Below are 26,472 nucleotides of genomic sequence, written 5' to 3' on the forward strand. Positions count from 1 at the left end.
CTTGACCCGTATCAACGGGATGAAGCAAGACCGGCTAACAAACCGCTGCTGCGGCCTTGCGCCTGCTGGTCGTACAGCTTGTCCTAACTGCAGCGGCGCGCCTTGACCCTGCTGCTCTGCAAGGATTTATCAGCCGCACGGGCCTACACCCGCAGGCCGGATTTTTTCAGGATGCGGGTGGAAAACAGCAGCGCATGGCGACGGCAGGCCGGGCCCAGCAGTTGCAATAGTTGGCCCTGCTGCTCGCGCACCGCCCGGCGGCTGCCACCATGCACCATGGCAAACAGGTTGTACGGCCAGTGCGGCAGATGACGCGGGCGGCGATAGCAGTGGCTGACGCAATCAAGCTGCCCCAGCTGCTGGCCCAGTTCGTCGACCTGCTCGTCCGCCACATCGAACACCGCCATGCCGTTGGCGCGGTAGCCGATGGCGTAATGATTGGGCACCGCACCGATGCGGCGGATCACCCCCTGCTCCAGCATGCGGCCCATTCGGCTCAACACCTCCTGCTCTGGCAATTGCAGACTGTCGGCCAGCTGGCGGTAGGGCTGTTGCACCAGCGGCAGGCCGGCCTGGGTGGCGCGGATCAGCCGCCAGTCGTCTTCGTCAAGTTCCGGGTCCAGCTCCGGCACATGCTGGCTGTGGTCCACACTGGCGCGCCCGGCACTGGCCTGCCCCACCGCCGCCTGGCCGCCCACGGTAAAGCGCATGCCGACAAAGTATTCGCGCTGCTTGGGGAAGGCATGCACAGTGAGGCCGGTGAGCAGTTCGATGGCGCTGCAGGCGGCGGAAATCCCCGCCTGGCTGGCCGCGGCCAGCACAAACCACATATTGAGCTTGTGGGTGCGCTGATAATTGTGTGCCACCGCCGGCAGGCTGTTGACCGCCGCCGCCACCTCGTCGAAACGGGCCGGCGGCACCGCCAGTGCGGCCAGCACAAAGCAGCCGCCCATGCGCTCTATCTGGTAAAGCGGGCCAAAGCGGGTGAGTACCTGGCGCTGCAGCAGGCCATCCAGCCCCTGCAGCAAGGCCAGCTCGCTACAACCCAGCGCGGCAGCAGCGCCGGCAAAGGGCTGGCTGTCCAGCGGAAAGCCGCCTTGCAACTGGTTGACGATGCTGGTTTCCAGCGGGTTGAGCGTAGCCCGGCTATGCGTGATGGCCATAACAGGCTCCGCGTTGGGTGTAGCGTTTCAGGGAGGGCAACACGGCATGCGGATAAGGCTGCAGGCCATGGCGCTGGATGATCTGCCCCAGCGCAGCCTGCAGGCTGGCGGCATCGCTGGCGTGAATCATGCAGAACAGCTGGTAAGGCCAGTGCGGTGGCCGCGCCGGACGTTCGTAACACAGCGTCACCGCGGCCTCGCCAGCCAGTTGCCGGGCAATGCGCTCACGCGTGGCGGCATCGTCGATCTGCCACACACACATGGCATTGTGGCGATAGCCCAGCTCGGTATGGCGCAAGACTGCGCCAAAGCGCCGCAGCACGCCTTGCGCCTGCCAGTCCTGCAACTGCTGCAACACCTCCTGCTCGGTCAGGCCGCAGCCGCTGGCCAGCCGCTGGAACGGGCGCAATTGCAGCGGCAGCCCATCACGCAGGGCAGCCAGCAAGCGCTGCTGGCGCCAGTCCGGGCTGATGGGGTCTGGCAGACGCTGCGGCTGACGCACAGCAGTGCTGCCATCCAGCGCAAAACCCAGATCGATATGGTATTCACGCAGCAACGGCAGGTTCAGCGGCACCAGACCGGTGGCCAGACGGATGCGCGACAGCACCTCGGCCACGGCAGCGGCATCGCTGGCCGTCACCACGAACCACAGGTTGAAGTGATGGTCGCGCTGGTAGTTGTGGTTAACCTCGGCATGACTACTGACAAAGGCGGCCACGGCATCCAGCCGTTCCGCTGTCACGGCCAGCGCGGCCAGCGTGCTGCTGCCCACGGTATTGGGGGCAAACACCGCGCCCAGCCGTGACAGCAGGCCAGCCTGCCGGGCCGACTGCAGCAGTTGCAGCAGCTCGCTGGCCGTCCAGCCATCGCCCAGCAGGGCGGCCATGTCGGCAAAGGGCATGGCGCTGAGCGGAAACTGCTTCTGGCAACGGTCCAGGGCATGCAGGCTGCGCGGCGGCAGCGCGGTGGGGCTTGGCAGGTCTGGCATCACATCCCCATGCGGCTGGCGCGCCAGGTAAAGAAAATGCCGGACGGCTCCAGCGCCGGCAGCGTGCTGCGCGTAGTGAGCGTGGCGGTGTCGATCACCACCAGCTTGTTGTCGTCACGGCTGGACAGCCACACCGCATCGCCACGGGCGGTGAATTCCATGTGCAGGATGGCGCGGCCCGGTTGCAGGGTCTTGATCACCTGCCTGCTCGGCACATCAATCACCTGCAGCTTGTCATTGTCGGGAAAGGCAAAATTCACCCACACCCGGCGGCCGCCCGGTTCGGCCATCACGAATACCGGCTGGCCCAGCACCGGGACACTGCCTGCCTGCTTCCAGCTGCGGTTGTCGGCCACCAATACCTCGTGCTGGCCGATGGCGGGCAGGAAGGCGTAGTCGCCGGCAATCGACCAGCCACGCAAATGCGGCATCTTGTACACCGGCAGCGCCTGCCGGCCACGGCCATAGCCGCCCAGAATGCGCCGCACGCCAGCATCGGCATGCCAGCTATCGAACAAGGCCAGGCCATCTTCGCCATACAGGCCGGCAATGAAATAGCGGCCATCGCTGCTGGCCAGGCCGTCGTAAGGCTGCTTGCCGATGTGCTCGAAGCGCTGAACCTTGGGTGCCGTGGGCGTGCTGGCATCCAGCAGCCAGATTTCGCCACTGTCGTACAGGGCAAAGGCAAAGCGATTGCCCGGCATGTCGGCCAGACCCACCACCTTGGATTCGCCACCGCCAAAGGCCGCCGTGCTGATACTGGACAACAGCTGCAGGCTATCGGCATCAAACAGCTTCACCCCGCCGGGGCTGTAATTCTGCGCGGCGATCACCCGGCCATCGCTGGAAATGGCACCGCCTATGCTGTTGCTGGCCTGCTCCACGCGCTTGACCAGCCGGGCGGTAAGCAAATCCACCTTGCTGATGGCACCGTCGCGGCCAAACACATAGGCATAGCGGGCATCGCGCGAAAATACCACCGAGGCATGCGACAGATCACCCAGGCCCTGCACCCGCGCCAGCGACTGTTCATGCGTGTTGTCGACGATCTGCACGCTGCCGCTGGCCCGCTCTATCACCACACCCAGATCACCTGTGCCACGCAGCGGCGTGCTGGCGCAGGCGGCCAGAGCCAGGCACAGCAGCGGTGCCAGCAGACGGGCTAGCGTGCGCCGCCCTGTTGCAAGAGTTGAACCAGCCATTGCGCTTCTTCTTCGGAAAGGAAAGGCCGCCATGGCGGCATCGGGGTGCCGGGGCGGCCATTGAGGATGGTGGCCACCAGGCTGTCGGCCGGTTTGCCGGCCAGCGCCTGGGGGGTGAGCGGGCTGCCCAGCCCGCCCTTGAGGCTAAGACCGTGACAGGCACCGCAATCGTTATGCAGCAGTTGCAGCAGCGCGCTGGCACGGGGTTCGGCCGGGGCGGCCGCTGCGGCCTGCTGGCACAGGCTGGCAGCCAGCAAGGCCGCCAGACAGATGCCACGCCTTACTGGGCCAGAATCCATGCCACCAGCTGCTTGAGATCGGCATCCGGCACTTGCGGATTGGGCGACATCGGAATGGCACCAAAGCTGCCGGAACCGCCCGCCTTCACCTTCTGCATCAGTTTGGCCGTGACATCCTGGCCCTTGTATTTGGCTGCCACCTGCTTGTAGGACGGGCCAACCAGCTTGGCATCCACGCTGTGGCAGGCCAGGCAGTTGTATTGCTTGGCCAGTTCCGGCCCGGTGGCCGCCTGGGCCAGCGAAGCAGCAACAGCCCCACACAGGGCCAGCGCGATCAGTGCATGTTTCATCGTATTCTCCTTGGTCCGGCAGACCATGTGCTGTCTGCCGGATTTCAACAGCGGAAGAGCGGGAGCGACTTATCCCAGATCAATAAATGTCGTGCTGGGTGTTGAAGACATTGAATTTGCCGGTCGGCGTGATCAGGCGCGGGTCCTTGATCACGGCTTTCAACTTGCGGGTCTTGTCATCCACCACCACGATGGCCGATTGCTTGTCCTTGCCGCTCCATACCGAGAACCACACCTCGCTGCCGTCCTTGCTGTACTCCGGCTGCAGCACGCGCTTGGCACCGTCGCCCAGGCCGGACCATTCGCCGATCGGCAGGGTGACAAAGCCCTTGTCCAGATGGTTGATGTCAAACACAGCGGCGCTCTGGCTTACCGCAGCATCCGGGTTCAGCGCGGTATCCACCCACAGATTGTGTGATTTGGGGTGAGTCTTGATGAACAGCGAACCACCGCCCTGCCCCTTCAGCACGCGTATCACTTTCCAGGCCTGGGCCTTGTGCTTGTCCGGGTCGGTGCCGATCAGGCTGATGCTGTCGTCGCCCAGGTGGCCGGTAGCCCATACCGGGCCGTATTGCGGGTCGACAAAGTTGGCACCACGGCCCGGGTGCGGGGTCTTGCCCACATCCACCAGCGCGGCCAGCTTGTCCAGCTTGGTATCCACCACGGCTACCTTGTTGGAGGCGTTGGCCGCCACCATGAAGTAACGGCCGGTGGTGTCGAAGCCACCGTCATGCAGGAACTTGGCGGCGTCGATGGTGGTGGTCTTGAGGTTGGACAGGTCGGAATAATCCACCATCATGATCTTGCCGGTTTCCTTGGCATTGATGACGAATTCCGGCTTGTAATGGCTGGCCACGATGGAGGCCACACGCGGCTCGGGGTGGTATTCGTTGTCCACCGTCATGCCACGGGTGCCGACAATCTTCAGCGGCTTGAGGCTGTTGCCGTCCATGATCACGTATTGCGGCGGCCAGTAGGCACCGGCCACCGCCAGCTTGTCTTCAAAGCCCTTGAACTTGGAGGTTTCCACCGAGCGGGCTTCCAGGCCGATGCGGATTTCCGCCACGGTGTCGGGCTTGGCCATCCACAGGTCGATCAGGTTGATCTTGCCGTCGCGGCCAATCACGTACAGATAGCGGCCGGATTGCGACAGCCGGGAAATATGCACGGCGTAGCCGGTTTTCAGCACGCTGACGATCTGCTTGCTATTGCCGTCGATCAGCGCGATCTGGCCGGCGTCACGCAGGGTGACCGAGAACAGGTTGGCCACATCCAGCTTGTTTTCCTTGTGGGTCGGGCGCTTCTCCGGCGGAATCAGCACCTTCCAGGTACCCAGCATGTCCTTCATGCCGAATTCCGGTGGTGTCGGCGGCTCCTGCTGCACATAGCGCGCCATCAGGTCGACCTGGGCATCGTTCAGCTCACCCGAAGTACCCCAGTTGGGCATGCCGGCCGGCGAGCCGTACTTGATGAAGGTCTTGAGGTATTCGGTACCGCGACCCAGCGTGATGTCCGGTGTCAGCGGCTTGCCGGTGGCCCCCTTGCGCAGCACACCGTGACAGCCGGCGCAGCGCTCGAAGTAGATCTGCTTGGCGTGGCTGAACTCCGCCTCGGTCATCGGCGGTGCCTTGGGGTTGATGTTCTGGTGCATCGGCTCGGAAGCCAGCGGCGAGGCCGCACCCTGGTATTTCGCTTCCGGGGCGGAAGTCGAGGTGGCGGCAGTATCCGCCCAGGCCTGCATCACGGAAAAAGGCAGGGCCGCCAGCAACACACTTCTTGGCAGCCAGGACAAGCGCGGGGTCTTCATGGTTAGGGCTCCAGCGTGACAGTAATGCTTGGTTGCCGGCATCTTCATCCCGCAGGCATATGGCCCTCCTTGATTCGAATCAACGCTTTAACCACAAGCCAGCAATGGTTTAAACAAAGCAGCGCCGCCCGCCTGCCACAACGCTGGCCATGGCGGGATTCATTCCTTTTCCGGCAAGGTCAGCGATTTTTGTTCCGGCTGCACATCCAGCCCCCAGTCGCCGTATTCGTACCAGTCGTCCCCCAGCACTTCCGCCGGGTGCTGGGTGCGGCCGGAGCCATTGCCGCATTGCAGGGAATCGGCCGGACAGTATTTGTCGCAGCCCCAGCAGATGCGCTCCGGGTGCGGTGGATTGAGTGGGAATTTTTTAGCCATGCGCCATTATCCGGTCGCGGTGCCGTCTGCTCATGGACACATATCAAGAAATGGCATGGCCGCTGCCCAAAAAAATCCCGGCCACCAGGGGCCGGGGAAAAAGGTGCGTACACCTTGGAGTACAGGTCAAGAAAACCGCAGCAAGCTCAGCGGGTAAAACCGGCATACAGGCGGGTCAGTACCTGTGGCAGGGTCTGTGCCTGCTGCACCACCACATAGCCACGGTGGCCAAACAAATGCGGCAGGTAGTCACCGGCTTCGCGGTCTACCGTGACGCAGAAGGGCAGCAGGCCGTCGCGCCGGGCTTCCAGAATGGCCTGGCGGGTGTCCTCGATGCCATAGCGGCCTTCATAGTGATCCAGATCATTGGGCTTGCCATCGGAAATGATCAGCAGCAAGCGGCGGGCTGCCGGCTGTTGCAGCAGGATGCGGCTGCTCTGGCGGATGGCCGCACCCATGCGGGTGTAATAGCCGGGGCGAATGGCGATGATGCGGCCACGGGTGTTGTCGTCGTAGCGTTCGGCAAAGTCCTTCAGCACCTGCAGCCGCACTTCCTGCCGCCGGATGGAGGAAAAACCGTACAGGCCAAAGGCGTCGCCACTGGCCGACAGCGCTTCGGCAAACAACAGCAGGCTGTCACGTATCACATCGATCACCCGCCCGGACTCCCCCACCCAGCTTTCGGTGGACAGCGACAAGTCAGCCAGCGTGAGGCAGGCCAGGCTGCGCTCGCCGGGCGGCCAGGCCTGGTAGAGCGCGGGCTCGGCAATGGCCACGCCGCTCATACGCTCGGACATGAAACGGATGACGCGATCAATATCGATATCCGGGCCGCTGGCTTCCCCGCTGCGCCGCACCCGCTCCGGGGCCAGCGCCTGAAACTGGCGGCGCAGACGCCGCGCCAGTGGCTGCAGGCGGTCCGGCAAGGCCGCAGGATGGGCATCACGCGGCAGCATGGGCTTGATGATGCAGTGGTCTTCCACCAGCTTTTGCTGTTTCCAGTTCCATTCCGGCAACTTCAGGCCCGGCCCCAGCGGGCTGTCATCGTAGGCGGCCGCTGGCAAATCCAGATCGAACTTCAGCTTGCTGGATTTGGTATCGGCATCCTGCGCGATCGACAGGCGGTTCATGTCTTCTGCCGCCGCCTCGCCATTGTTGTCGTCATCTTCTTCGGTATGGCGGTTGACCTTGACGTACTCATCCCAGGTAAACAGGCTTTCGGCACGAAACACCAGCAGCATGCCGTTTTTCCGTTCGTCCTGCGCCACGCGCTGGGCGCGATAGCGGCGGCGGCGTGAGCGCTGGTCCGGCGGCTTGCCCTGCGGGTTTTGCGCCTCACTCTGCGCAGCCGCCCCTGCCTGATCTACCGTAGGCGGTTCCGGGTGCAGCCATAGCGGCACCGGCAACGGTGGCTGGGTAATCGGCGGCAAGATTTGTTCGATGTCCGGCTGGCGCAAGGCAGCCTGGATGGCGCGTTCGACCGCGGCCTCGGCTGCGGGCAGCCGTGCCGGATCGGGGCGCATGGACAGCAAGCCCGCCACTAGTCGCTGATACACCAGCGCCAAGCCCGGCATGGCGGCCAGGCAGGCAGCGGTGGCGGCGCGGTTGCGGTTCAGCCAGTCACCGGGCGGCACCGGGGCGGCTGCCAGCGCCATCAGCCAGAAATACAGTTGGCGATTCAGCGCTGCATCCGGGTACAGGTCCAGTTTGTCCGGCAGATAAAAAGCCTGACTATCGCACCAGGCCAGCTCCACCTTGGTCCCGGTGCCGGCCAGCCGCTCCAGCAGCCGCCGCCGTGCGCCATGTTCGGTGCCAACAGTAGAGCGCAGCACCAGCGCCGGGTCGCCGCCCATGGCCCGGAAAAACAGCGGGGCCTGCGCGGCGATGCTTTCCAGCTCCACCGCTGCGGCGGGATGGCCACGGTAAGCCGCCCGACGCACCAGCTTGTCCCACCAGCCCCCTACGATGTCTTCCATGTGCGTGCTACCTGGCGGGGAACTGGGTGTCGATCACCGCCATGAGCGCGGCAATGGTATCGGCCTCATCGCTCAGCGGCTCGGCCAGCGCGGTGCGGCAGGCCAGCTGCGGCGACATGCCGGACATCATCAGCTTGGCGGCATACACCAGCAGACGGGTACTGACCGACTCATCCAGATCGTAGCCGGTGAGGCGGCGCAACTGCCCGGCCAGTGTCACCAACTGGCGGGCCTGGCTTTCTGCAATGCCGGTTTCCTGCAGCAGCACCGCCAGCTCCACATCCGGGGCGGGGAAATCAAAGGTCATGGCGACAAAACGCTGGCGGGTGCTGGGCTTGAGGGTTTTCAGCACATGCTGGTAGCCGGGGTTGTACGACACCACCAGCATGAAGGAAGGCGGCGCTTCCAACAGCTCGCCAGTGCGTTCGATGGGCAGCATGCGCCGGTCATCGGTAAGCGGGTGCAGTACCACGGTGGTGTCCTTGCGCGCCTCCACCACTTCATCCAGATAGCAAATGCCACCCTGGCGCAGGGCGCGGGTCAGCGGGCCATCACACCAGACAGTCTGGCCATCGCCAATCAGGTGGCGGCCTACCAGATCGGCAGCGGACAAATCGTCATGGCAGGAAACGGTAATCAGCGGCAGGCCCAGCCGGGCTGCCATATGGGCAACAAAGCGGGTCTTGCCACAGCCGGTGGGGCCTTTGATCAATACCGGCAACTGCTGTTGCCAGGCGGCTTCGAACAGGCGGCATTCATCGCCCTGGGCCTGATAAAACGGCGCTGCCACAGCAGCGGGTGCGGGTGCATTCATGTCCGGGCCTCAGCAAAAACTTACAATCAGCAATCCCGTCACCAGCAGCAGCCAGCCATGCACCACCAGCCGCAGCCAGCGGGCAGCGTGGCGCAGGCCCATATAGTGCTCGATCACGGTGAAACCCTTGACCCAGGCCAGCAGCAACACCAGCCGGGCCAGGGCCCCCTGCCCCAGCGACAGGCCCTGTTCGGCCAGCAATGCAGCCATCAGGGTCAGGCCGCTCAGCCAGAGCCACAACAGCCATTGACGGGAAGATGCGGGATAATTCATCTGCACAGCATAGGGGACATGCTGCCCGGCATCCTTGATACCGGATAAGGGTTTGACCCTGCACTAGCGCGCCACATACACCAGGGCAAACAGCACCAGCCACACCAGGTCCACCATATGCCAGTAGGCCGCTGCGGTTTCCACGCCGTCCAGCCGCCCCGGGCCATAGCGGCCATCGCGCGCCATCCACCACACCGCCGCCACAATCACCATGCCCAGCACCACATGCAGGAAATGAAACACCGTGAGCGACAGGTAGAACATCCAGAAATCATTGCTGGACAAGCTGATGCCCGCCCTGAACTTGCCCACCAGCTCATACAGTTTGCACAGCAAGAAGCCGCTGCCAAACGCCATGGCCAGTAGCAGCGCCCGGCGGGCTGCGTGTTGCCGGTCCTCGGCAAACCGTTTCACCGCTGCCACCATGCAGGCGCTGCCGGCAATCAGCAACAGGGTATTGAGGGTGGGCAGCAGCAAGGCCAGATGCGACTGCCCCTCGGCAAACAAGGCCGGCTGCTGCCGGCGGTACACGCCGTACACCAGGAAAAACACGCCAAACACCGCCAGCTCCGCCAGGATGAAAAACCACATGGCCAGATCACCCGGTATATGGGGCTCTGGCACATGGCGCGCTGGCTGCACCTCGGTCAACTCCAGACTTTGTTCACTCATGCCGGTCTCCAAAATCAAAGAGGCGGCCCGCAAGCCGCCTCATTTCCGTTACGCTCAGCCGCTAATCAGCTTTCGCGTTTGCCGGTGACAAAAAAACTGGTGACATACATCATCAGGCCAGTGAAGAAACACAGACCAAAGCCGAAACGTGCCCAGTACATCGGCATGATGTGCTGCTGGGTTTCCATGAAGGACAGCGGCGAGGCCGACAGGCGCTGCAGCGATACCTGGGTCACCGCGGCGGCAGTCAGCGACAGGGTGATCCCCACGATGGACAGCGTCATCACCCAGAAAGCGGTCTTTTCCAGCTTTTGTGCTGCTGCACTATTGGCTTCACGACCACGCAACAGCGGCATGGTGTAGGAAATCATGGTCAGCACCACCATGGCATACGCACCATAGAAAGCCATGTGACCGTGTGCGGCAGTCAGCTGGGTGCCGTGAGTGTAGTAGTTCACCACCGACAGCGTACCCAGGAAACCCCATACCCCGGCACCAAGGAAGGACATCACCCCCGTACCCAGCGCCCACAGCGTGGCGGCCTGGTTCGGATGCTCACGCCGACGCCGCTTGACCATATTGAAGGCGAACACCGTCATCATGAAGAAGGGAACCGGCTCCAGTGCCGAGAAGATGGACCCCAGCAGCTGCCAGTAACCCGGCGTACCAATCCAGAAATAATGGTGACCAGTACCAATGATGCCGGTGATCAGGGTCATGGCAATGATCAGGTACAGCCATTTTTCGATGATTTCACGGTCGACCCCGGTCACCTTCACCAGCACGAAGGCCAGCATGGCACCCATGATCAGTTCCCATACGCCTTCCACCCACAGATGCACCACCCACCACCAGAAATACTTGTCCAGCACCAGGTTGTTCGGGTTCACAAAGGAGAACAGGAAGAAAATCGCCAGCCCCCACAGCCCCAGCATCATCACGATGCTGATGCTGGTCTTGCGACCGGACAGCAGGGTCATGGACAGGTTGAACAGGAAGGACAAGGCCACCAGCACGATGCCTACCTTGGTGATCAGCGGCTGCTCCAGGTAGCCGCGCCCCATGGTGGGCAGCAGGTCGTTACCGGTCAGGTGGGCCAGCACGTTATATGGCAAACCCAGATAGCCCAGGATGGTCAGCGCACCCGCCACCAGGAACACCCAGAAGGTGATGATGGCCAGCTTCGGGCTGTACAGCTCCCGTTCGCACTCTTCCGGAATCAGGAAATAACCCGCCCCCATGAAGCCGAACAGCAGCCAGACAATCAGCAGATTGGTATGCACCATGCGTGCAGTGCCAAACGGAATGGCGGGAAACAGGAAGTCGCCCTTGAAATACTGCAGGCCGATGATCAGGCCAAACAGGATCTGGCCGATGAACAGGCCGATGGCCGCCACAAAATAGGGTTTGGCCACCGCTTGCGAGCGGTATTTTATCTGGTCATTCACGGCCGCCTTGCTGGCTGGCAGTGGTGCCACGGTTGCATTACTCATGTATTTTCTCCGGAAGCAATTGATCGTGTTGCTGATCAGCCTTCGATATTGGGCGGCCAGTTATTGGTATTGATCTGCGAGCTGTATTTCAGGAATGCCACCAGATCATCCAGCTGGGCATCGTTCAGGTTGAACTGCGGCATCTGGCGACGACCCGGTACATTGGTCGGCATCGCCTTCATCCAGCCCTTGATGAATTCCGGACCACGGCGCACATAGACATTGCCCAGCTCCGGAGCGAAGAAAGCCCCCTCGCCAATCAGCGTGTGGCAACCGGCGCAGTTGCGTGTCTCCCAGATTTTCTTGCCGCGCACGGCGGCGTCGGTCAACTGGGCCTTGGCGTTATGGCTGGGCACCGCCATGGTGGTATCCACGGTCAGCCCCAGGAAAATCAGGAAAAAGAAAACCGACCCACCGTAAAAGATGTTGCGGGCCGTCGATTTGGTGAAGCTCGCGCTCATCACGTCCTCCTCAATTGCGTGTACCGGCAAGCCCGATACCTGCGGCGAAATGTACGGTTTTGGACATCCCGATAGCATTGATTCGAATCAACGATTTCCAGCCCCCTCTCTTCCTACACTGGCAACATCACCCCAAGGCCCAGCCAGAGGAGCCGGTATGAACAGCCCGCATCAAGTCCTGCACACGCCCCCTGTTCCGCCAGAAAAACCAGTCATTCCCGGCAGTGAATTCCGGCCGGGCAGCGTCGCCCTGGTAGGGGCAGGGCCGGGCGCGGCCGACCTGCTCACCCTGCGCGCGCTGCAACGCCTGCAACAGGCCGATGTCGTGCTGTACGACCATTTGCTGGACAGCAGCATTCTTGAACTGGCACCGGCCGCAGCCGAACGCATCTGCGTGGGCAAGCGCGCCAGCCGCCACACCCTGCCGCAAGCAGACATCAACCAGTTGCTGGTGAGCCTTGCCCGGCAGGGCTGGCGCGTGGTGCGGCTAAAGGGGGGCGATCCGCTGCTGTTCGGCCGTGGTGGCGAAGAGATGGAAGCACTGGCCGCCGCCGGCATTCCCTGTGAAGTGGTTCCCGGCATCAGCGCCGCGCTGGGGGCTGCCGCCAGCGCAGGCCTGCCCTTGACCCATCGCGACTATGCCCAGGGCTGTAGCTTTGTCACCGGCCATCGCCGCCAGGGACAACAAACGCTAGACTGGCCACGTCACTGCACGCCCGAGCAGACCATCGTGGTTTACATGGGGCTGGGTGAAGCCGCCAGCATCGCCAGCCAGTTGATGGCGCATGGCCGGGCGGCCGATACGCCGGTCGCCGTGGTGGAAAATGCCTGCTCCACTCGACAGCGCTGCCTGTGCGGCAGCTTGCAGAACCTGGCCACCCTGATCGAACAGGAAGGCATCAGCGCCCCGGCACTGCTGGTGATCGGGCAGATTGTCACCCTGCATCAAAAACTGCAGGCCAGCACGGCACAGCCGCTTGCAGCGACAAGTTCTTGATCCGCGTCATTCAAACGGACAGCCGCAGCACCGCATACTGCGGCTTTACTGATCGCCCAGCCTCACAGGACACCCCCCATGAACGCCATAGCCTGTCTGACCCAGCAGCATCGTGACTGCGACGCCATTCTTGCCCAAGCCGAACAGGCCGTACGACACGGTGACTGGACGAGCGCCGGGCAGACCTGCCTGCGCCTGACCGCCGAGCTGGAACAACACTTTCAGCTGGAAGAACAGCAGCTGTTCCCGGCTTTCGAGGCAGCCACCGGCATGCTGAACGGGCCCACGGCGGTGATGCGCAACGAACATCAGGAAATCCGCCTGCTGCTGCAAGACATGGACGACGCGCTGCATGCCACGGATGCCACGGCATGGCTGGGCCACGCCGAAACCCTGCTCATCCTCACCCAGCAGCACAATATGAAAGAAGAAAACATCCTCTATCCCATGTGCCGCCAGCACATTGCCGGCTTTGAGCAAATGGTGACGGCGGGAGCCAGCGCATGAGCCCGGTCGACCTGCGCCACCTCGCGCCCCCCGGGCCGATGGAAATCATTCTGGATGCCGCCGAGCAGCTGCAAGACCAGCAAACCCTGGCCTGGATTCTGCCGCACCACCCCACACCGCTGCTGCCGCTGCTCACCGCGCAAGGCATTGACTACCGCTTTGAACTGTCCGGCGATGGCGGGGTGATTCTGTTCATCAGCAAAGCATGAGCCAGGCCTGGCTTTCCTACGACGACGCACCACCCTTCTGGCTGCCCGCCAGTTTTTTTGGCGCAGCCATGCTGTGGCTGCTGACCCTGGGATGCTTGCTGCTGCCCGCAGACATGCTGGCCGCCAACCGCTATCACCCACAGCTGCTCGCCCTTACCCATGCCTTGGGCCTGGGCGTGCTGGGCAACATCATGAGCGGTGCCCTGCTGCAAATGCTGGCGGTGGCCAGCGGTGTAGCGACACGGCACGCAGGCCGCCTGTTGCTGGGCATTTTCCTGCCCTGGCAGGCGGGAACGGCCTTGCTGGTGGGCGGCTTTTTGCATGGTTTCTCCCCACTCGCCCTGCAGGCGGCTGCAGTCCTGCTGTGCGCGGCCATCATCCGCCTGGCCTGGCACGGCCTGTATGGTCTGGCCCGCAGCCCGGCGCGTGATGCCAGCAGCCGGGGCATGGCGCTGGCGCTGGTGGCGCTGCTGGTCACCGCCCTGCTGGGACTGTGCCTGGTGCTGACGCTGAGCGGCCAGTTACCGCTGCCGCTCATGCCGCTGCTACACAGCCATGTGCTATGGGCGGCGCTGGGCTGGCTGTTTCTGCTGGTGCTGGCGGTGAGCCAAACCGTCATCCCGATGTTTCTGATTACCCCGCCCTACCCGGCCTGGACGCTGATCACCGGCCGGGCGGTGCTGGTCTTGTTGCTAGCCTGCAGCCTTGCCCTGTTGTTCTGGCCCGAGCAGCTATGGTTGCCCGCCAGCCTGCTGCTGATTCCGGTCTTGGCGTATGCCGTGCAGTCCTGGCGACTACTGCGGCAAAGCCGGCGGCCAGCCGATCCGCTGTGGTGGCAATGGCAAGGGGTCATCGCCTGCCTGCTGCTGGGTGGCATGAGCGCCTGGCTGTGCAGCAGCTGGACAGCATGGCCAAGCCTGCCCTTGCTGGCCGGCTTGTGGTGGCTGGGTGGCGCGGGCCTGGGTGCCACGCTGGCCATGCTGGGCAAGATCCTGCCTTTCCTGGCCTGGCTGCATTTGAAACGGCTGAACCCGCCGCGCGGCCTGCTGCCCTCCACCCATGGCTTTCTGCCGGAGTCCGCCCAGCTGCGGATGCGCCATCTGCATCTGCTGTGGCTGCTGGCCGGCACGCTGTGGTGCTGGCAGCCCGGCCGCTTTCATCTGCTGTTTGCCCTGGCCACGCTGGAGCTGGCGGCTTACGCCTTGGTGCTGGGTGGGAAACTCGCCCGGCGCTACCGGGCAGTGCAACGCGCCGTATCAGCGTCTACGGCGCGCTGACTAGCCCAAAGCCGCGCTGCTGCACCCACCCCGCGCAGCTGGATTTTCTTGACGAGAATCATTCCGCTTTGCGCTGCCGCCACCGATACTGGGCTACCACCACCTCCGAGCCCGACCATCATGCCTGACACCCTCCCCCCCGCCTTGCTGCGTGCACCGCACCGCCTGGCCTTCCTGCTGGGCATGCTCAGCGCCCTGTTGCTGTTTGCCGCCTGGTTTGCCGAGCTGGCATCCCGGCTTGGCTCGCATACCATCACCCCGCAGATTCCTGCAGTCATGGCCCACGCCTTGCTGATGCTGTATGGCATTTTCCCGCTGTTCATGACTGGCTTCATCTTTACCGCCGGCCCGCGCTGGCTGGGGGTGGCCCCGCCCAGCCGGGTACGTTATCTGCTGACACCCGGCCTGATGGCTGCCGGGGTAGCCGGCTGGCTGGCAGGCCTCGCGCTGGGCAAAAGCTGGCTGCTCGCTGGCCTGCTGCTGTACGGCCTGGGCTTTGCCAGCCTGACCTTGTGCTTTGCCGGCCTCGTCTGGCGCAGCCCGCAGCCGGATCGCCGCCATGCACTGGTGGTACTGGCGGCTTTTGTGCTGGGGCTGGCAGGCGTGCTGGCGGCCGGGTTCTGGTTGCTCACGGGCAATGGCGCTTACTGGCTGATCATGCGCGATCTGGCCTTGTGGGGCTTTTTGCTGCCGGTATTCCTGACCGTGTGCCACCGCATGCTGCCTTTCTTTACCAGCAGCGCACTGCCGGAGCGCTTGGCATGGCGGCCCTACGCCCTGCTGGCCGCCATGGTGGCTGGCAGCTGGCTGCATGGTTTGCTGGTGCTGACCCAGCACAGCAGCCTGCTGGCTGATATTCCGCTCACCCTGCTGTTTGGCTACACCAGCTGGCGCTGGGGCCTGTTGCCGGCGCGCAAGGTCAAACTGCTGTGGATGCTGCATCTGTCCTTTGCCTGGCTGGCCGTGGCATTTGGCCTGTACACCCTGGCTGGCCTGCTGCCTGCGCTGTCGCTGGGGCTGGCTCCGCTGCATGCCATCACCGTCGGCTTCTTCATGACCATGGTCATCGCCTTTGTCTCACGCGTGACCCTGGGGCATTCCGGCCTGCCACTGCAAGCCGGAATCTGGCTGTGGCGCATCTACCTGGCCGTGCATGCGGTCGCGCTGAGCCGGGTCGTGGCCGACTTTCTTCCGCCGGCATGGGTAGCCTACCTGTATGCTGCCGTCGCCCTCAGCGGACTGCTGGCACTGCTGGGCTGGAGCCGGCAACTGATCGGGCTATACCTGAAACCCCGCGCCGACGGGCAAGCGGGTTGAACCGGATCGGACACGACACTGGGTCGCGGGGGGCAAAAGCTGGCGACATATTGCGCACGCATTTGCTGCCCGTCCTCAGTCCAGGCAGGCTCCGCCGCTGGCAATCACCTGCTGATACCAGTAGAAGCTGTCCTTGCGGATGCGCTGCAGGCTACGGCAGTCCTGTTCGTCCCGATCCACATAGACAAAGCCGTAGCGCTTCTGGTAGCCGTTCAGCCAGCTGAGAATATCGGTGAAGGACCAGGCGCAATAACCCAACAGCGAAACGCCATCCGTGATGGCCTGCTGGCAGGCGGCAAGATGGCTGCGCAGGTAGTCGATGCGGTAGTCGTCATGCACGCGGCCATCGGCCGTCAGCTGGTCGAATTCGCCCAGCCCGTTTTCAGTAATCAGCAAGGGCAAGGCATAACGTGAAGTCAGCCGGCGCAAGCCGATGCGCAGGCCGGAGGGGTCGATGGCCCAGTCCCAGTTGCTGGTGGGCAGATGCGGATTGGGCCGGGTCTTGTACAGCCCGGGCACGCCACTGGCCGGGGTACTGCCTTTCTGGCCGGTGGTGTTGATGCGCTGCAGGCCGATGCCATCTGCCGGATTATCGGTATAGCTGTGGGTCTGGTAGTAGTTGACGCCGATGAAGTCCGGCAGGCCGCGCCGTAGCAGCGCCTCATCGCCGGGCAGGATGTCCGGTGCTTCGCCGTGCGCCCGCAGCCAGTGCAGGGCCGCCGCCGGGTAACGCCCCAGGCAATAGCTATCCAGCCACCACAGATTGGTGAACTCCTCGGCATTTTCAAAAGCCAGCATGTCCTGCGGGCTGCTACTGGCGGCATAGGCTGGCGAATAGGCAAAGCTGGGGCCGATCAGCCCCTGCGGCACCCACTGGCGAAAGGCGGCAATGGCGCTGGCATTAGCCAGAAATGCGTGATGGTTGGCGGTGTAAAAGCGCTTGCGATCCTGCACGGCTGGCGGGTGGGTGCCCAGCAGATAGGCATTGCCAAGGTTGTAGTTCTGCTCGTTCAGCGACACCCAGTATTTCACCTTGCTGCCAAAGCGCTGATACAGGGTGGTGCAGTAGTGCGTGAAGTCATCAATGATGCGCCGGTCCTCCCAGCCACCGTATTCATCCTGCAAGGCCTGCGGCAGGTCCCAGTGATACAGGGTGAGCACCGGCTCGATGCCGTGGCCGCGCAGGCTGTCGATCAGCCTGTCGTAAAAGGCCAGCCCAGCCTCGTTTGGCGTACCACGACCTTCGGGGAAGATACGCGGCCAGCTGACGGAAAAGCGGTAGGCGGTGAGGCCCATTTCCGCCATCAGGGCGATGTCTTCCGGGTAGCGATGGTAGTGATCCACCGCCACATCGCCATTACTGCCCTGGAAGGTGCGTCCCGGCTCGCGGCTGAAGCTGTCCCATACCGAAGGGCCTTTGCCCTCGGCATTCCAGCCGCCCTCCACCTGATAGGCCGCCGAAGCGGCACCCCACAGAAAGCCAGCCGGGAAAGGCAGGGTTTGTTGATGGTGCATGCCACGGTCTCCTGCAAAGAATGGTCTGACCGCAGCATGCGCCCACGCTATCATTCCATCCATTGACATATTTTCACCATCACAAGTCCCTGGAGGAATGATGGAATTGCGTGATCTCAAGGCCTTTGTGGTGCTGGGCGAGTTGCTGCACTTCGGTCAGGCTGCCAACCGGCTGCACATCACCCAGTCCGCACTCAGCAAGCAGATACGGCGGCTGGAAGATGAAGTGGGTGCGCCGCTGTTTACCCGCAATGCCAGCAGCACCCGGCTGACCGGGCTGGGCCGCGCACTGCAGGACAATGCCGCCCGCCTGCTGGATGACAGCCAGGCCTGGCTACGGCAGGCGGCCGATTGGCAGGCCGGTCGCAGTGGCAGCTTGCGCATCGGCTTTGGCGCATCCACCCACACCCTGCTGCCGGGGCTGATTGCCCGCTTTCGCCACAGCCGGCCGCAGGTACGCATTACCCTGAGCGACCTGTCCAGCCATCACCAATGGCAAGCCATGCGCGAAGGCCGGCTGGATCTGGGCTTCTGCCGCCTGCCCGCCCCCGACGGCTGGCCCAGCCTGCCGGTATTGCAGGACCGCTTCCAGGCCGTGCTGCCACCGGGCTATCCGCCTGATATCAGCTTGCAGGCGCTTAGCGATCTACCCCTGGTCATCATCCGGCGCGAGCTGGCCCCGGCCTATCACGACCATGTGCAGTACTACCTGGCCAGCCGGGCGCTGGATTGCCGCGACATCCTGCCGGTGACTGACTTTCCGGCCGCCGTGGCACTGACTGCCGCCGGTCTTGGCTGGGCACTGCTCCCGGCCTCGGCCAGCCTGGGCGGCCAACAGGTCCGCAGCATCCTGTTACGGGAAGACGCTGCCGCCTGGCAGATCGGCCTGATCCGCCCGCCCAGCGTGGCCGGGCCACTAGTGGAGAGTTTCTGAGAGATGGTGCGGCAATCACTGCCAGTTAACACGGACACAAAATAAGAAAGGCCCCGCAGGGCCTTTGCTGATCAATCACTTACCGTTCAAGCACGCGGACGCACCAGCTGCCAGGCGCGGCCCAGATAGCCGACTGCAGCAAAGCCGCTCCACACATGCACCAGGCGGGTGAAGGGGAAGATCACGAACAGGCTCATGCCCATGAACAGGTGCAGCTTGAACACCGGCGAGGCCGTCACGATGAATTGCGCCGCATCTGCGCGCAGGGTAACGATATGCTGCGCCCAGGTCATCAGCAGCACCATTTCGTGGCCATCCAGATGCTGGGCGGACACGGCGATGGTGGACAGGCCCAGTAGCAGCGTGGCCAGCAGCCACAGCAGTACCAGCTTGTCGCGCCAGGTGGTATTGGCCGCCAGGCGTTGGTTGGTGAGACGGCGATGCAGCAGGATCAGCAGACCGATCAGGGCCAGGCTGCCCATGATGCCACCGGCGGTCATGGCGAATACCTGTTTGAAGCTGTGGGTCACACCCAGCGCTTCCCATACCGACAAGGGTGTCAGCAGGCCCACCAGATGGCCGAAGAACAGCCCGAGTACGCCGATGTGGAACAGGATGCTGCCCAGCCGCAGATTGCCGCGATACACCAGTTGGGACGACTCGCTCTTCCAGCTGTACTGTTCGCGCTCGAAGCGCATCAGGCTGCCCAGCAGGAAAATGCCGAGCGCAATATAGGGATAAATCCCGAAAACAAATTGATGCAGATAGTCCATCTCTCTCTCCTTGCTGTTCCGGCCAGCCCCTGATTGAGGACAGGGCGGGCCGGAAACGGGCAGATTCAGGCGCCGGATCGCGACGGGTAGAAGTTGACCGGAGCGATGGCCGGCAGGGCGGGCTTGAGCAGCGGCTCGCTGCCATCCGCACCGGGGCCAAAGGTTTCCAGCAGTTCGTCCATGTCGCGGATAGGCGGCACGCTCAGGGGCTCGGGCGCAACCGGCGACAGCCAGACCAAGAGGTCGAGCACGCCGGCATAGGGCGAGGACGACTCGCGCAGCTTGCCGGCGATATGGCCCAGCACATGCACGGCATCACCCAGCAGACGGTCTGCCTCCTGCGGCTCGCATTGCGTCAGGAACTCCAGAAACAGCGGCACGTAATCCGGCAGTTCAGCGCACACCGGCTCAAAGCCGTGCTCCTTGTACTCTTCCAGCAAATCCACCATGGCCTGACCACGGGCGCGGTCCTCGCCATGAATGTGCTCGAACAGGTGCAGCGAGTGCGCCGGACTGCGGTCGAAGGTCTGCACATAGTTTTCCTGCAGACGGATCAGATCGCCCCCCTCCAGCTGCACCAGCAAGGGCTGCAGCATGCTGGCGGCGGTGGGGCTGGCTTCCAGCTGCTGGCGGATATCATCCAGCGCGGCCAGCAACTCGGGCTCCGGATAGCACAGCAGCACCGAGCTGATCTTGTACAGTAACTGGTTCATGGCTTAACTCCCGGCGTTGGACTTGCGGTCGCGGCGCATGTCGTGGAAAACAATGGGCGTCGCCTTTTTCTTGCCAAACAGGCTGGCGTCCGACTTGCCATCCGAACAGCCATTGCCAAAGGTGAAGCCGCAACTGGCCTTGTCGTCGAAGGTGTTTTCCACCATTTCCTTGTGGCTGGACGGAATCACGAAGCGGTCTTCGTAATTGGCAATCGCCATCACCTGGTACATTTCTTCCACCTGGGCCGGTTTCAGATGCGTGCCGCGCAGGGTGGCCGGGTCGCTCACCTTCTCCACACTCTTTTTGCGCATGTAGCGGCGCATGGCGACCATGGTTTCCAGTGCGCTCACCACCGGCTCTTCTTTGCCTGCGGTCAGCAGATTGGCCAGATAGCGGATGGGGATACGCAGGTCTTTCACGTCCGGGATGATGCCGTTTTCACCGATCAGGCCGTTTTCCAGCGCGCTCTGGATGGGCGACAGCGGCGGGATGTACCACACCATGGGCAGGGTGCGGTATTCCGGATGCAGCGGGAAGGCCACTTTCCATTCCATGGCCATCTTGTACACCGGCGACTTTTGCGCCGAGTCGATCCAGCTTTGCGGAATGCCCTGCTTTTGCGCTTCGGCAATCACCTCTGGTGCATTCGGGTCGAGGAACACACCCAGCTGTGCTTCGTACAGGCTCTTCGGGTCTTCCACGCTGGCAGCCGCTTCGATCTTGTCGGCGTCGTACAGCAGTACACCCAGATAGCGGATGCGGCCGACACAGGTTTCCGAGCACACGGTCGGCTGGCCGGCTTCGATGCGCGGATAGCAGAAGATGCACTTCTCGGCCTTGCCGCTGGTCCAGTTGTAGTAAATCTTCTTGTACGGGCAGCCGGACACACACATGCGCCAGCCACGGCACTTGTCCTGATCGATCAGCACGATGCCGTCGTCTTCGCGCTTGTAGATGGAGCCGGACGGGCAGGAGGCGACACAGGCCGGGTTCAGACAGTGTTCGCACAGGCGCGGCAGATACATCAGGAAGGTGTTCTCGAAGGCCGAGTACATTTCCTTCTGGATGCCTTCAAACAGCGCGTCCTTGCTGCGCTTGGCGAACTCGCCGCCCAGGTCGTCTTCCCAGTTGGGGCCCCATTCGATCTTGTCCATCTTCTTGCCGGTCAGCACCGATACCGGGCGGGCCGTCGGCGGCGTCTGCATTTCCGGCGCGTTCTGCAAGTGCTCGTAATCGAAGGTGAACGGCTCGTAGTAGTCGTCGATGGACGGCAGGTTCGGGTTGGCAAAGATATTGGCCAGAATGCGCATCTTGCCGCCCTGCTTGGGCACCAGCTTGCCATTGGGCTTGCGCTCCCAGCCGCCCTGCCATTTTTCCTGGTTTTCCCAATCCTTGGGGTAGCCGATGCCCGGCTTGCTTTCCACATTGTTGAACCAGGCGTATTCCACGCCGTCGCGGCTGGTCCAGACGTTTTTGCAGGTAACCGAACAGGTATGGCAGCCAATGCACTTGTCCAGGTTCAGCACCATGCCGATTTGTGCACGGATTTTCATTTGTCTTCTCCTGCAGGCTGATCCATCCAATCCACTTTTTTCATCTTGCGCACGATGACGAATTCGTCACGGTTGGCACCTACCGTCCCGTAGTAGTTGAAGCCCCAGGACAGCTGGGCGTAACCGCCAATCATGTGGGTAGGCTTGGTCACCGCACGGGTCACCGAGTTGTGGATGCCGCCGCGCTTGCCACTGGTTTCCGCACCCGGCACGTTCACGATCTTCTCCTGGGCGTGGTACATCAGCGTCATGCCTTCCGGTACGCGCTGCGACACCACCGCACGGGCAGTCAGCGTGCCGTTGACGTTGAACACCTCGATCCAGTCGTTGTCGACGATGCCGGCCTTCTTGGCGTCCACTTCCGATACCCAGACGTGCGGGCCGCCACGCGACAGCGTCAGCATGCGCAGGTTGTCCGAGTAGGTACTGTGAATGCCCCATTTCTGGTGCGGGGTGATGAAGTTGAGCACCAGCTCGTGATTGCCGTTGGACTTCCTGCCCAGGATGGCCTGGGTGGTTTTCAGGTCCACATGCGGCTTGTACACGCACAGGCCTTCGCCGAAAGCGCGCATCCACTGGTGATCCTGATAGAACTGCTGGCGGCCGGTGATGGTGCGCCATGGAATCAGCTCGTGCACATTGGTGTAGCCGGCGTTGTAGCTGACTTCTTCGCTTTCCAGGCCAGACCAGGTGGGCGAGGAAATGATCTTGCGCGGCTGCGCCTGTACATCGCGGAAGCGGATGCTGTCATGCTCGCGTGGCAGCGCCAGATGGGTGTGGTCGATACCGGTAATCTTCGACAGCGCATCCCAGGCTTTCACCGCCACATGGCCGTTGGTTTCCGGAGCCAGGGTCAGAATCATCTCGGCGGCGTCGATGGCGGTATTGAGCTTGGGCTGACCCTTGCCCGCGCCTTCGGCCACGGTATGGTTCAGGCCGCGCAGCACGTCCACTTCATGGCCGGTTTTCCAGCTGATGCCCTTGCCGCCATTGCCCACTTTTTCCAGCAAGGGGCCGATGGAGGTGAACTTGTCGTAGATGGCACCGTAATCGCGTTCCACCACCGTCATCGCCGGCATGGTCTTGCCCGGCACCGGCTCGCACTCGCCTTTTTTCCAGTCCTTCGGATCGAAGGCCTGGCCCAGCTCCTGCGGGGTGTCGTGCATCAGCGGGGTGAGGATGAGGTCTTGCTGCACGCCCAGGTAGTCCTTGCCGATTTCGGAAATCTTCTTGGCAAAGCCCTTGTAGATTTCCCAGTCGGACTTGGCCTGCCACAAGGGCTGCACGGCTTCGGACAGCGGGTGGATGAAGGGGTGCATGTCGGACGTGTTGAGGTCGTCCTTTTCATACCAGGTGGCGGTCGGCAACACGATGTCGCCGTACAGGCAGGTGGTGGACATGCGGAAATCCAGCACGACCAGCAGGTCCAGCTTGCCTTCCACCGCCGGGCGCACGGTGATTTCGGTCGGCGTGATGCAGTCGTCTTCGCTGCCCATTACCGCGTTCTGCGTGCCCAGCAGGTATTTGAGGAAGTACTCGTGGCCCTTGCCGGAGCTGCCCAGAATATTGGAACGCCACACAAACATATTGCGCGGGAAGTTCTTCGGGTTGTCCGGGTCGTTGCAGGACATGTCCAGCGCGCCGGACTTGAGGTTTTCCACGGCCCAGGCCACCGGGTCCTTGCCTTCGGCAGCGGCCTGTCGGGTCACGTCCAGCGGGTTGGTGGTCAGCTGCGGGGCCGACGGCAGCCAGCCCATGCGTTCGGCCTTGGCGTTGTAATCGATCAGCGCCATCGAACCCATGGTCTGGTCTGCGGTGGGGCAAAGGATTTCGTTCACGCCCAGCTTTTCATGCCGCCACTGGCTGGTATGGGCATAGAAGAAGCTGGTGCCGTTCATCTGGCGCGCCGGGCGTACCCAGTCGCCGGCAAAGGCCAGCGGGGCCCAGCCGGTTTGCGGGCGCAGTTTTTCCTGGCCCACATAGTGGCACCAGCCGCCGCCGCTCTGGCCGATACAGCCACACAGCATCAGCATATTGATGATGCCGCGATAGCTCATGTCCATGTGATACCAGTGGTTGAGCGCGGCACCGACGATCACCATGGATTTGCCATGGGTCTGATCGGCGTTCTGGGCGAATTCGCGCGCAACCTGGATCACCATTTCCGGCTTCACGCCGGTGTGTTTTTGCTGCCAGGCCGGGGTATACGGCACATCGGCCATGTAGTCGTTGGTGACGTTGCCACCGCCCAGGCCACGGTCGATGCCGTAGTTGGCGGCCATCAGGTCGAACACGGTCGCCAGCAGCACTTCGCTGCCATCGGCCAGCACCGCCTTGCGCACCGGTACATTGCGGGTGAGCAGTTCCTCGTGCTCGGCGCCAAAGTAAGGGAAGCCCACGCCGACGACATCGTCGCGATGGTCAATCTGCGACAGGCGGGCCGAGACTTCACGGCCAGTGCTGCCATCATGCTGCTGCAGGTTCCACTTGCCACTCTGGCCCCAACGGAAGCCGATGGAACCAGTCGGTGCCACGATGTCGCCACTGGTTTCGTCGAAAACCAGGGTCTTCCATTCCGGATTGTTGTCTTCGTTCAGGTGGCCCGCCAGATGGCTGGCGCGCAGGAAGTAGTCCGGCACATAGCGCTCGCCATCCTTGCGCAGGGTCACCAGCATCGGCATGTCGGTGTAGCGGCGGATGTAGTCGGTGAAGTAGGCCGACGGCTTGTCCAGGTGGAATTCTTTAAAGATGACATGACCCATGGCCATGGCCAGCGCGGCATCGGTGCCCTGCTTCGGGGCCAGCCAGATGTCGCCAAACTTGGCCATTTCGCCAAAGTCACTGGAAACGGCTACGGTCTTGGTGCCCTTGTAGCGCACTTCGGTATAGAAGTGGGCATCCGGGGTACGGGTCATCGGCACATTGGAACCCCACACCATCAGATAGGTGGAGTTGTACCAGTCGGCCGATTCGGCCACGTCAGTCTGCTCGCCCCACACCTGCGGGCTGGCCGGCGGCAAGTCGCAATACCAGTCGTAGAAGGACAGCGGCACGCCGCCGATCAGGCTGAGGTAACGGCTGCCCGCTGCGTAGGACACCATGGACATGGCCGGAATCGGCGAGAAGCCCACCACGCGGTCCGGGCCGTAATTCTTGATGGTGTAGGCATTGGAGGCCGCGATGATTTCGTTGGCCTCGTCCCAGTTGGCACGCACGAAACCACCCTGGCCGCGCTTGCTCTTGTACTGCTTGGCCAGTTCCGGGTTCTGGCTGATGTGTTCCCAGGCCTGTACCGGGCTCATGCTCTGGCGCGCTTCGCGCCACAACTTGGCCAGGCGGCCGCGGATCATCGGGTATTTCACCCGCTGCGCCGAATACACATACCAGCTGTAGGACGCGCCACGCGGGCAGCCGCGCGGTTCGTGGTTGGGCAGGTCCGGCCGGGTGCGCGGATAGTCGGTCTGCTGGGTTTCCCAGGTGATCAGACCGTTCTTTACATACACTTTCCAGCTACAGGAGCCGGTGCAGTTCACCCCGTGGGTGGAGCGCACGATCTTGTCGTGCTGCCAGCGTTGGCGATAGGCGTCTTCCCATTGGCGGTCTTCATTGACCACCGCGCCATGGCCATCAGCAAAGGTGGATTTCACCTTGCCAAGGAAATTCAGTCTGTCCAGAAAATGGCTCATCTTGCCTCCGAGTATTTACCGCAGATGCGGTGCAGCGGCCCTGCCGCGCAGCCTTTGCTTACCCTGCAGAGATTACGTCCGGGCAACAACAGCGCCCATTGGCCACTAGAGGAAAAACCCATGCGCAGAGTGAGGAGACGCATAAGCCATAAGAAGTAGGTGGAACTACACAGGCTGGCCAGCGAAAAACGGAGCGCTGCTGACGATACGCTCAATGAGCCGGAATGCATGACGATCAATGACAAACGAATGGATTTGTGCTGCTGGCATGGCCAAGTCCGCAACGTGTACTACGCGCCATCCGTACGACACCGGCTCGCCAGGGCGGCAAGCCTTGATCTGGATTTGCTGTAACGCCGGAAAAACTCCCGCATCGGCTTAAAACAGGATTGCCAGCGCTACACCTGTCCAAAATGCCAGAAATCTTTCATATCAAGCAAAATTATCTATATACAAATCAGCAACTTCAAAGCAAGGCCGTCATCAGTAAATAAATCTAAAAAATGAATGAATTGCTACTAAGTTGTATCTCGGGAAAACATACCATTAGGAGTAGCTCCATGCAGCGCACACTCGCTATTTTCTGCACCGCTTGCGCCGGCCTCATCTCTCAAGCGCATGCTTCGGACGGCACCATTACCTTTACCGGCAATATTGCAGCAACAACCTGCACCATCAGCGTTGCAGGGGGCAGCAGCAGTGGCTCCATCAGCTTGCCCAGCATTTCCACCAAGGCATTGGCGGTCGCTTCCGCCACGGCAGGCACTATCCCGTTTTCCATTGCCCTTAGCGGCTGTACCGGCGCAGCCACCCAAGCCGCCATCTGGTTTGAAAATGACAGCAATGTCAACGCTGCCGGTCGCTTGATCAATACCGGCACAGCAAGCAATGTCGATGTGGCTCTCTACAACACGAGTTCAAGCTCCCACATTCTCATTGGGCAAACCAGTAGCACATTTGGTAGTAGCGGCATGGCATTTCCAATCAGCAGTGGCAACGCCACCCTGCGCTATCTGGCAAAGTATTACGCTAGCGGAGTAGCCACTGCCGGCACGGTCACCGCCATTGCCAACTACACCGTTCAGTATCAGTAAGTGAGGCCCAGCGGGGTGCCGATTTGCCAAGCAGAATCCGGGCAGCAAATGGCAAAAGCAGCCTGTGGCGATCCGCTCTGCCA

Annotated in this window: 25 protein-coding genes; 7 read left to right on the forward strand and 18 right to left on the reverse strand. The window is 62.5% G+C overall.

The features are described 5' to 3' along the window. Positions 1-143: 143 nt before the first annotated feature. The 13 genes from ahbB (FAZ30_RS17305) to FAZ30_RS17365 all read right to left on the reverse strand — a co-directional run bounded on the left by ahbB (FAZ30_RS17305) (position 144) and on the right by FAZ30_RS17365 (position 11,813). Entirely contained in the window at positions 144-1,163 is a 1,020-nt protein-coding gene (gene ahbB, locus FAZ30_RS17305; RefSeq protein ID WP_137009920.1) for a siroheme decarboxylase subunit beta, read from the reverse strand. Beyond that, the gene (ahbB, locus tag FAZ30_RS17310; RefSeq protein WP_137009921.1) at positions 1,147-2,151 is read right to left on the reverse strand and encodes a siroheme decarboxylase subunit beta; all 1,005 of its coding nucleotides are present in this window, start codon (positions 2,149-2,151) and stop codon (positions 1,147-1,149) included. The genes ahbB (FAZ30_RS17305) and ahbB (FAZ30_RS17310) overlap by 17 nt, the downstream gene beginning before the upstream one ends. Beyond that, positions 2,151-3,353, reverse strand: a complete 1,203-nt coding sequence (locus tag FAZ30_RS17315; RefSeq protein WP_199731011.1) for a cytochrome D1 domain-containing protein — start codon at positions 3,351-3,353, stop codon at positions 2,151-2,153. Before FAZ30_RS17315 ends, ahbB (FAZ30_RS17310) begins: the two co-directional genes overlap by 1 nt. Beyond that, complete coding sequence (locus FAZ30_RS17320; protein ID WP_124643910.1) at positions 3,314-3,652, reverse strand: c-type cytochrome; 339 nt, start codon at positions 3,650-3,652, stop codon at positions 3,314-3,316. Before FAZ30_RS17320 ends, FAZ30_RS17315 begins: the two co-directional genes overlap by 40 nt. After that, complete coding sequence (locus tag FAZ30_RS17325; protein ID WP_124643909.1) at positions 3,634-3,942, reverse strand: c-type cytochrome; 309 nt, start codon at positions 3,940-3,942, stop codon at positions 3,634-3,636. Before FAZ30_RS17325 ends, FAZ30_RS17320 begins: the two co-directional genes overlap by 19 nt. Before the next feature lie 79 nt (positions 3,943-4,021). Further along, entirely contained in the window at positions 4,022-5,749 is a 1,728-nt protein-coding gene (locus FAZ30_RS17330; protein ID WP_124643908.1) for a cytochrome D1 domain-containing protein, read from the reverse strand. Between the two features lie 159 nt (positions 5,750-5,908). Continuing rightward, entirely contained in the window at positions 5,909-6,124 is a 216-nt protein-coding gene (locus FAZ30_RS17335) for a DUF3079 domain-containing protein (protein ID WP_124643907.1), read from the reverse strand. A 146-nt stretch (positions 6,125-6,270) separates the two neighbouring features. After that, positions 6,271-8,100 carry a nitric oxide reductase activation protein NorD gene (locus FAZ30_RS17340; RefSeq protein WP_124643906.1) on the reverse strand — a complete coding sequence of 610 codons (1,830 nt, stop codon included), beginning with the start codon at positions 8,098-8,100 and terminating at the stop codon, positions 6,271-6,273. Positions 8,101-8,107: 7 nt separating this feature from the next. Next, positions 8,108-8,914, reverse strand: coding sequence for a CbbQ/NirQ/NorQ/GpvN family protein (locus tag FAZ30_RS17345; RefSeq protein WP_124643905.1), 807 nt, complete (start codon positions 8,912-8,914; stop codon positions 8,108-8,110). Positions 8,915-8,923: 9 nt separating this feature from the next. Then, positions 8,924-9,187: a cytochrome C oxidase subunit IV family protein gene (locus FAZ30_RS17350; RefSeq protein ID WP_124643904.1), complete on the reverse strand. Its 264-nt coding sequence runs from the start codon at positions 9,185-9,187 to the stop codon at positions 8,924-8,926. 63 nt (positions 9,188-9,250) lie between these two features. Continuing rightward, positions 9,251-9,859: a cytochrome c oxidase subunit 3 gene (locus FAZ30_RS17355; RefSeq protein ID WP_124643903.1), complete on the reverse strand. Its 609-nt coding sequence runs from the start codon at positions 9,857-9,859 to the stop codon at positions 9,251-9,253. 65 nt (positions 9,860-9,924) lie between these two features. Then, entirely contained in the window at positions 9,925-11,352 is a 1,428-nt protein-coding gene (locus FAZ30_RS17360) for a cbb3-type cytochrome c oxidase subunit I (protein ID WP_124643902.1), read from the reverse strand. Between the two features lie 35 nt (positions 11,353-11,387). Beyond that, positions 11,388-11,813, reverse strand: a complete 426-nt coding sequence (locus FAZ30_RS17365) for a c-type cytochrome (protein ID WP_103523853.1) — start codon at positions 11,811-11,813, stop codon at positions 11,388-11,390. A 157-nt stretch (positions 11,814-11,970) separates the two neighbouring features. Between FAZ30_RS17365 and cobA the strand changes: the two genes are divergently transcribed. The 5 genes from cobA (at position 11,971) to FAZ30_RS17390 (ending at position 16,120) form a co-directional block, all read left to right on the forward strand. Continuing rightward, the gene (gene cobA, locus FAZ30_RS17370; protein WP_124643901.1) at positions 11,971-12,810 is read left to right on the forward strand and encodes a uroporphyrinogen-III C-methyltransferase; all 840 of its coding nucleotides are present in this window, start codon (positions 11,971-11,973) and stop codon (positions 12,808-12,810) included. Positions 12,811-12,888: 78 nt separating this feature from the next. Further along, positions 12,889-13,317, forward strand: a complete 429-nt coding sequence (locus tag FAZ30_RS17375) for a hemerythrin domain-containing protein (protein WP_124643900.1) — start codon at positions 12,889-12,891, stop codon at positions 13,315-13,317. Further along, on the forward strand, positions 13,314-13,526 hold the full coding sequence (locus tag FAZ30_RS17380) for a DUF2249 domain-containing protein (RefSeq protein WP_124643899.1): 213 nt from the start codon (positions 13,314-13,316) through the stop codon (positions 13,524-13,526). Before FAZ30_RS17375 ends, FAZ30_RS17380 begins: the two co-directional genes overlap by 4 nt. Further along, on the forward strand, positions 13,523-14,803 hold the full coding sequence (locus FAZ30_RS17385; RefSeq protein ID WP_124643898.1) for a hypothetical protein: 1,281 nt from the start codon (positions 13,523-13,525) through the stop codon (positions 14,801-14,803). The genes FAZ30_RS17380 and FAZ30_RS17385 overlap by 4 nt, the downstream gene beginning before the upstream one ends. A gap of 120 nt (positions 14,804-14,923) precedes the next feature. Further along, positions 14,924-16,120 carry an NnrS family protein gene (locus FAZ30_RS17390; RefSeq protein WP_124643897.1) on the forward strand — a complete coding sequence of 399 codons (1,197 nt, stop codon included), beginning with the start codon at positions 14,924-14,926 and terminating at the stop codon, positions 16,118-16,120. Positions 16,121-16,195: 75 nt separating this feature from the next. Here the strand turns inward: FAZ30_RS17390 and FAZ30_RS17395 are convergent, their stop codons facing one another. Continuing rightward, positions 16,196-17,635: a glycoside hydrolase family 1 protein gene (locus FAZ30_RS17395; RefSeq protein ID WP_124643896.1), complete on the reverse strand. Its 1,440-nt coding sequence runs from the start codon at positions 17,633-17,635 to the stop codon at positions 16,196-16,198. A gap of 97 nt (positions 17,636-17,732) precedes the next feature. On the opposite strand from FAZ30_RS17395, the gene FAZ30_RS17400 reads away from it, so the two are divergent. Further along, positions 17,733-18,569, forward strand: coding sequence for a LysR family transcriptional regulator (locus tag FAZ30_RS17400; protein WP_205676612.1), 837 nt, complete (start codon positions 17,733-17,735; stop codon positions 18,567-18,569). 86 nt (positions 18,570-18,655) lie between these two features. On the opposite strand, the gene narI is transcribed toward FAZ30_RS17400, so the two are convergent. The 4 genes from narI to FAZ30_RS17420 form a co-directional block, all read right to left on the reverse strand. Continuing rightward, positions 18,656-19,342: a respiratory nitrate reductase subunit gamma gene (gene narI / locus FAZ30_RS17405; protein WP_124643895.1), complete on the reverse strand. Its 687-nt coding sequence runs from the start codon at positions 19,340-19,342 to the stop codon at positions 18,656-18,658. A 65-nt stretch (positions 19,343-19,407) separates the two neighbouring features. Further along, on the reverse strand, positions 19,408-20,055 hold the full coding sequence (gene narJ / locus FAZ30_RS17410; protein ID WP_124643894.1) for a nitrate reductase molybdenum cofactor assembly chaperone: 648 nt from the start codon (positions 20,053-20,055) through the stop codon (positions 19,408-19,410). A gap of 3 nt (positions 20,056-20,058) precedes the next feature. Next, positions 20,059-21,609, reverse strand: a complete 1,551-nt coding sequence (gene narH, locus FAZ30_RS17415; protein ID WP_124643893.1) for a nitrate reductase subunit beta — start codon at positions 21,607-21,609, stop codon at positions 20,059-20,061. After that, positions 21,606-25,295 (reverse strand): nitrate reductase subunit alpha, encoded by a 3,690-nt coding sequence (locus FAZ30_RS17420; protein ID WP_124643892.1) that lies wholly within the window; start codon positions 25,293-25,295, stop codon positions 21,606-21,608. The genes narH and FAZ30_RS17420 overlap by 4 nt, the downstream gene beginning before the upstream one ends. Before the next feature lie 503 nt (positions 25,296-25,798). On the opposite strand from FAZ30_RS17420, the gene FAZ30_RS17425 reads away from it, so the two are divergent. Then, positions 25,799-26,389: a fimbrial protein gene (locus tag FAZ30_RS17425; protein ID WP_124643891.1), complete on the forward strand. Its 591-nt coding sequence runs from the start codon at positions 25,799-25,801 to the stop codon at positions 26,387-26,389. The last annotated feature ends 83 nt before the right edge of the window (positions 26,390-26,472 follow it).

Source organism: Aquitalea aquatilis (assembly GCF_005155025.1).
GTDB classification, from domain to species: Bacteria; Pseudomonadota; Gammaproteobacteria; order Burkholderiales; family Chromobacteriaceae; genus Aquitalea; species Aquitalea aquatilis.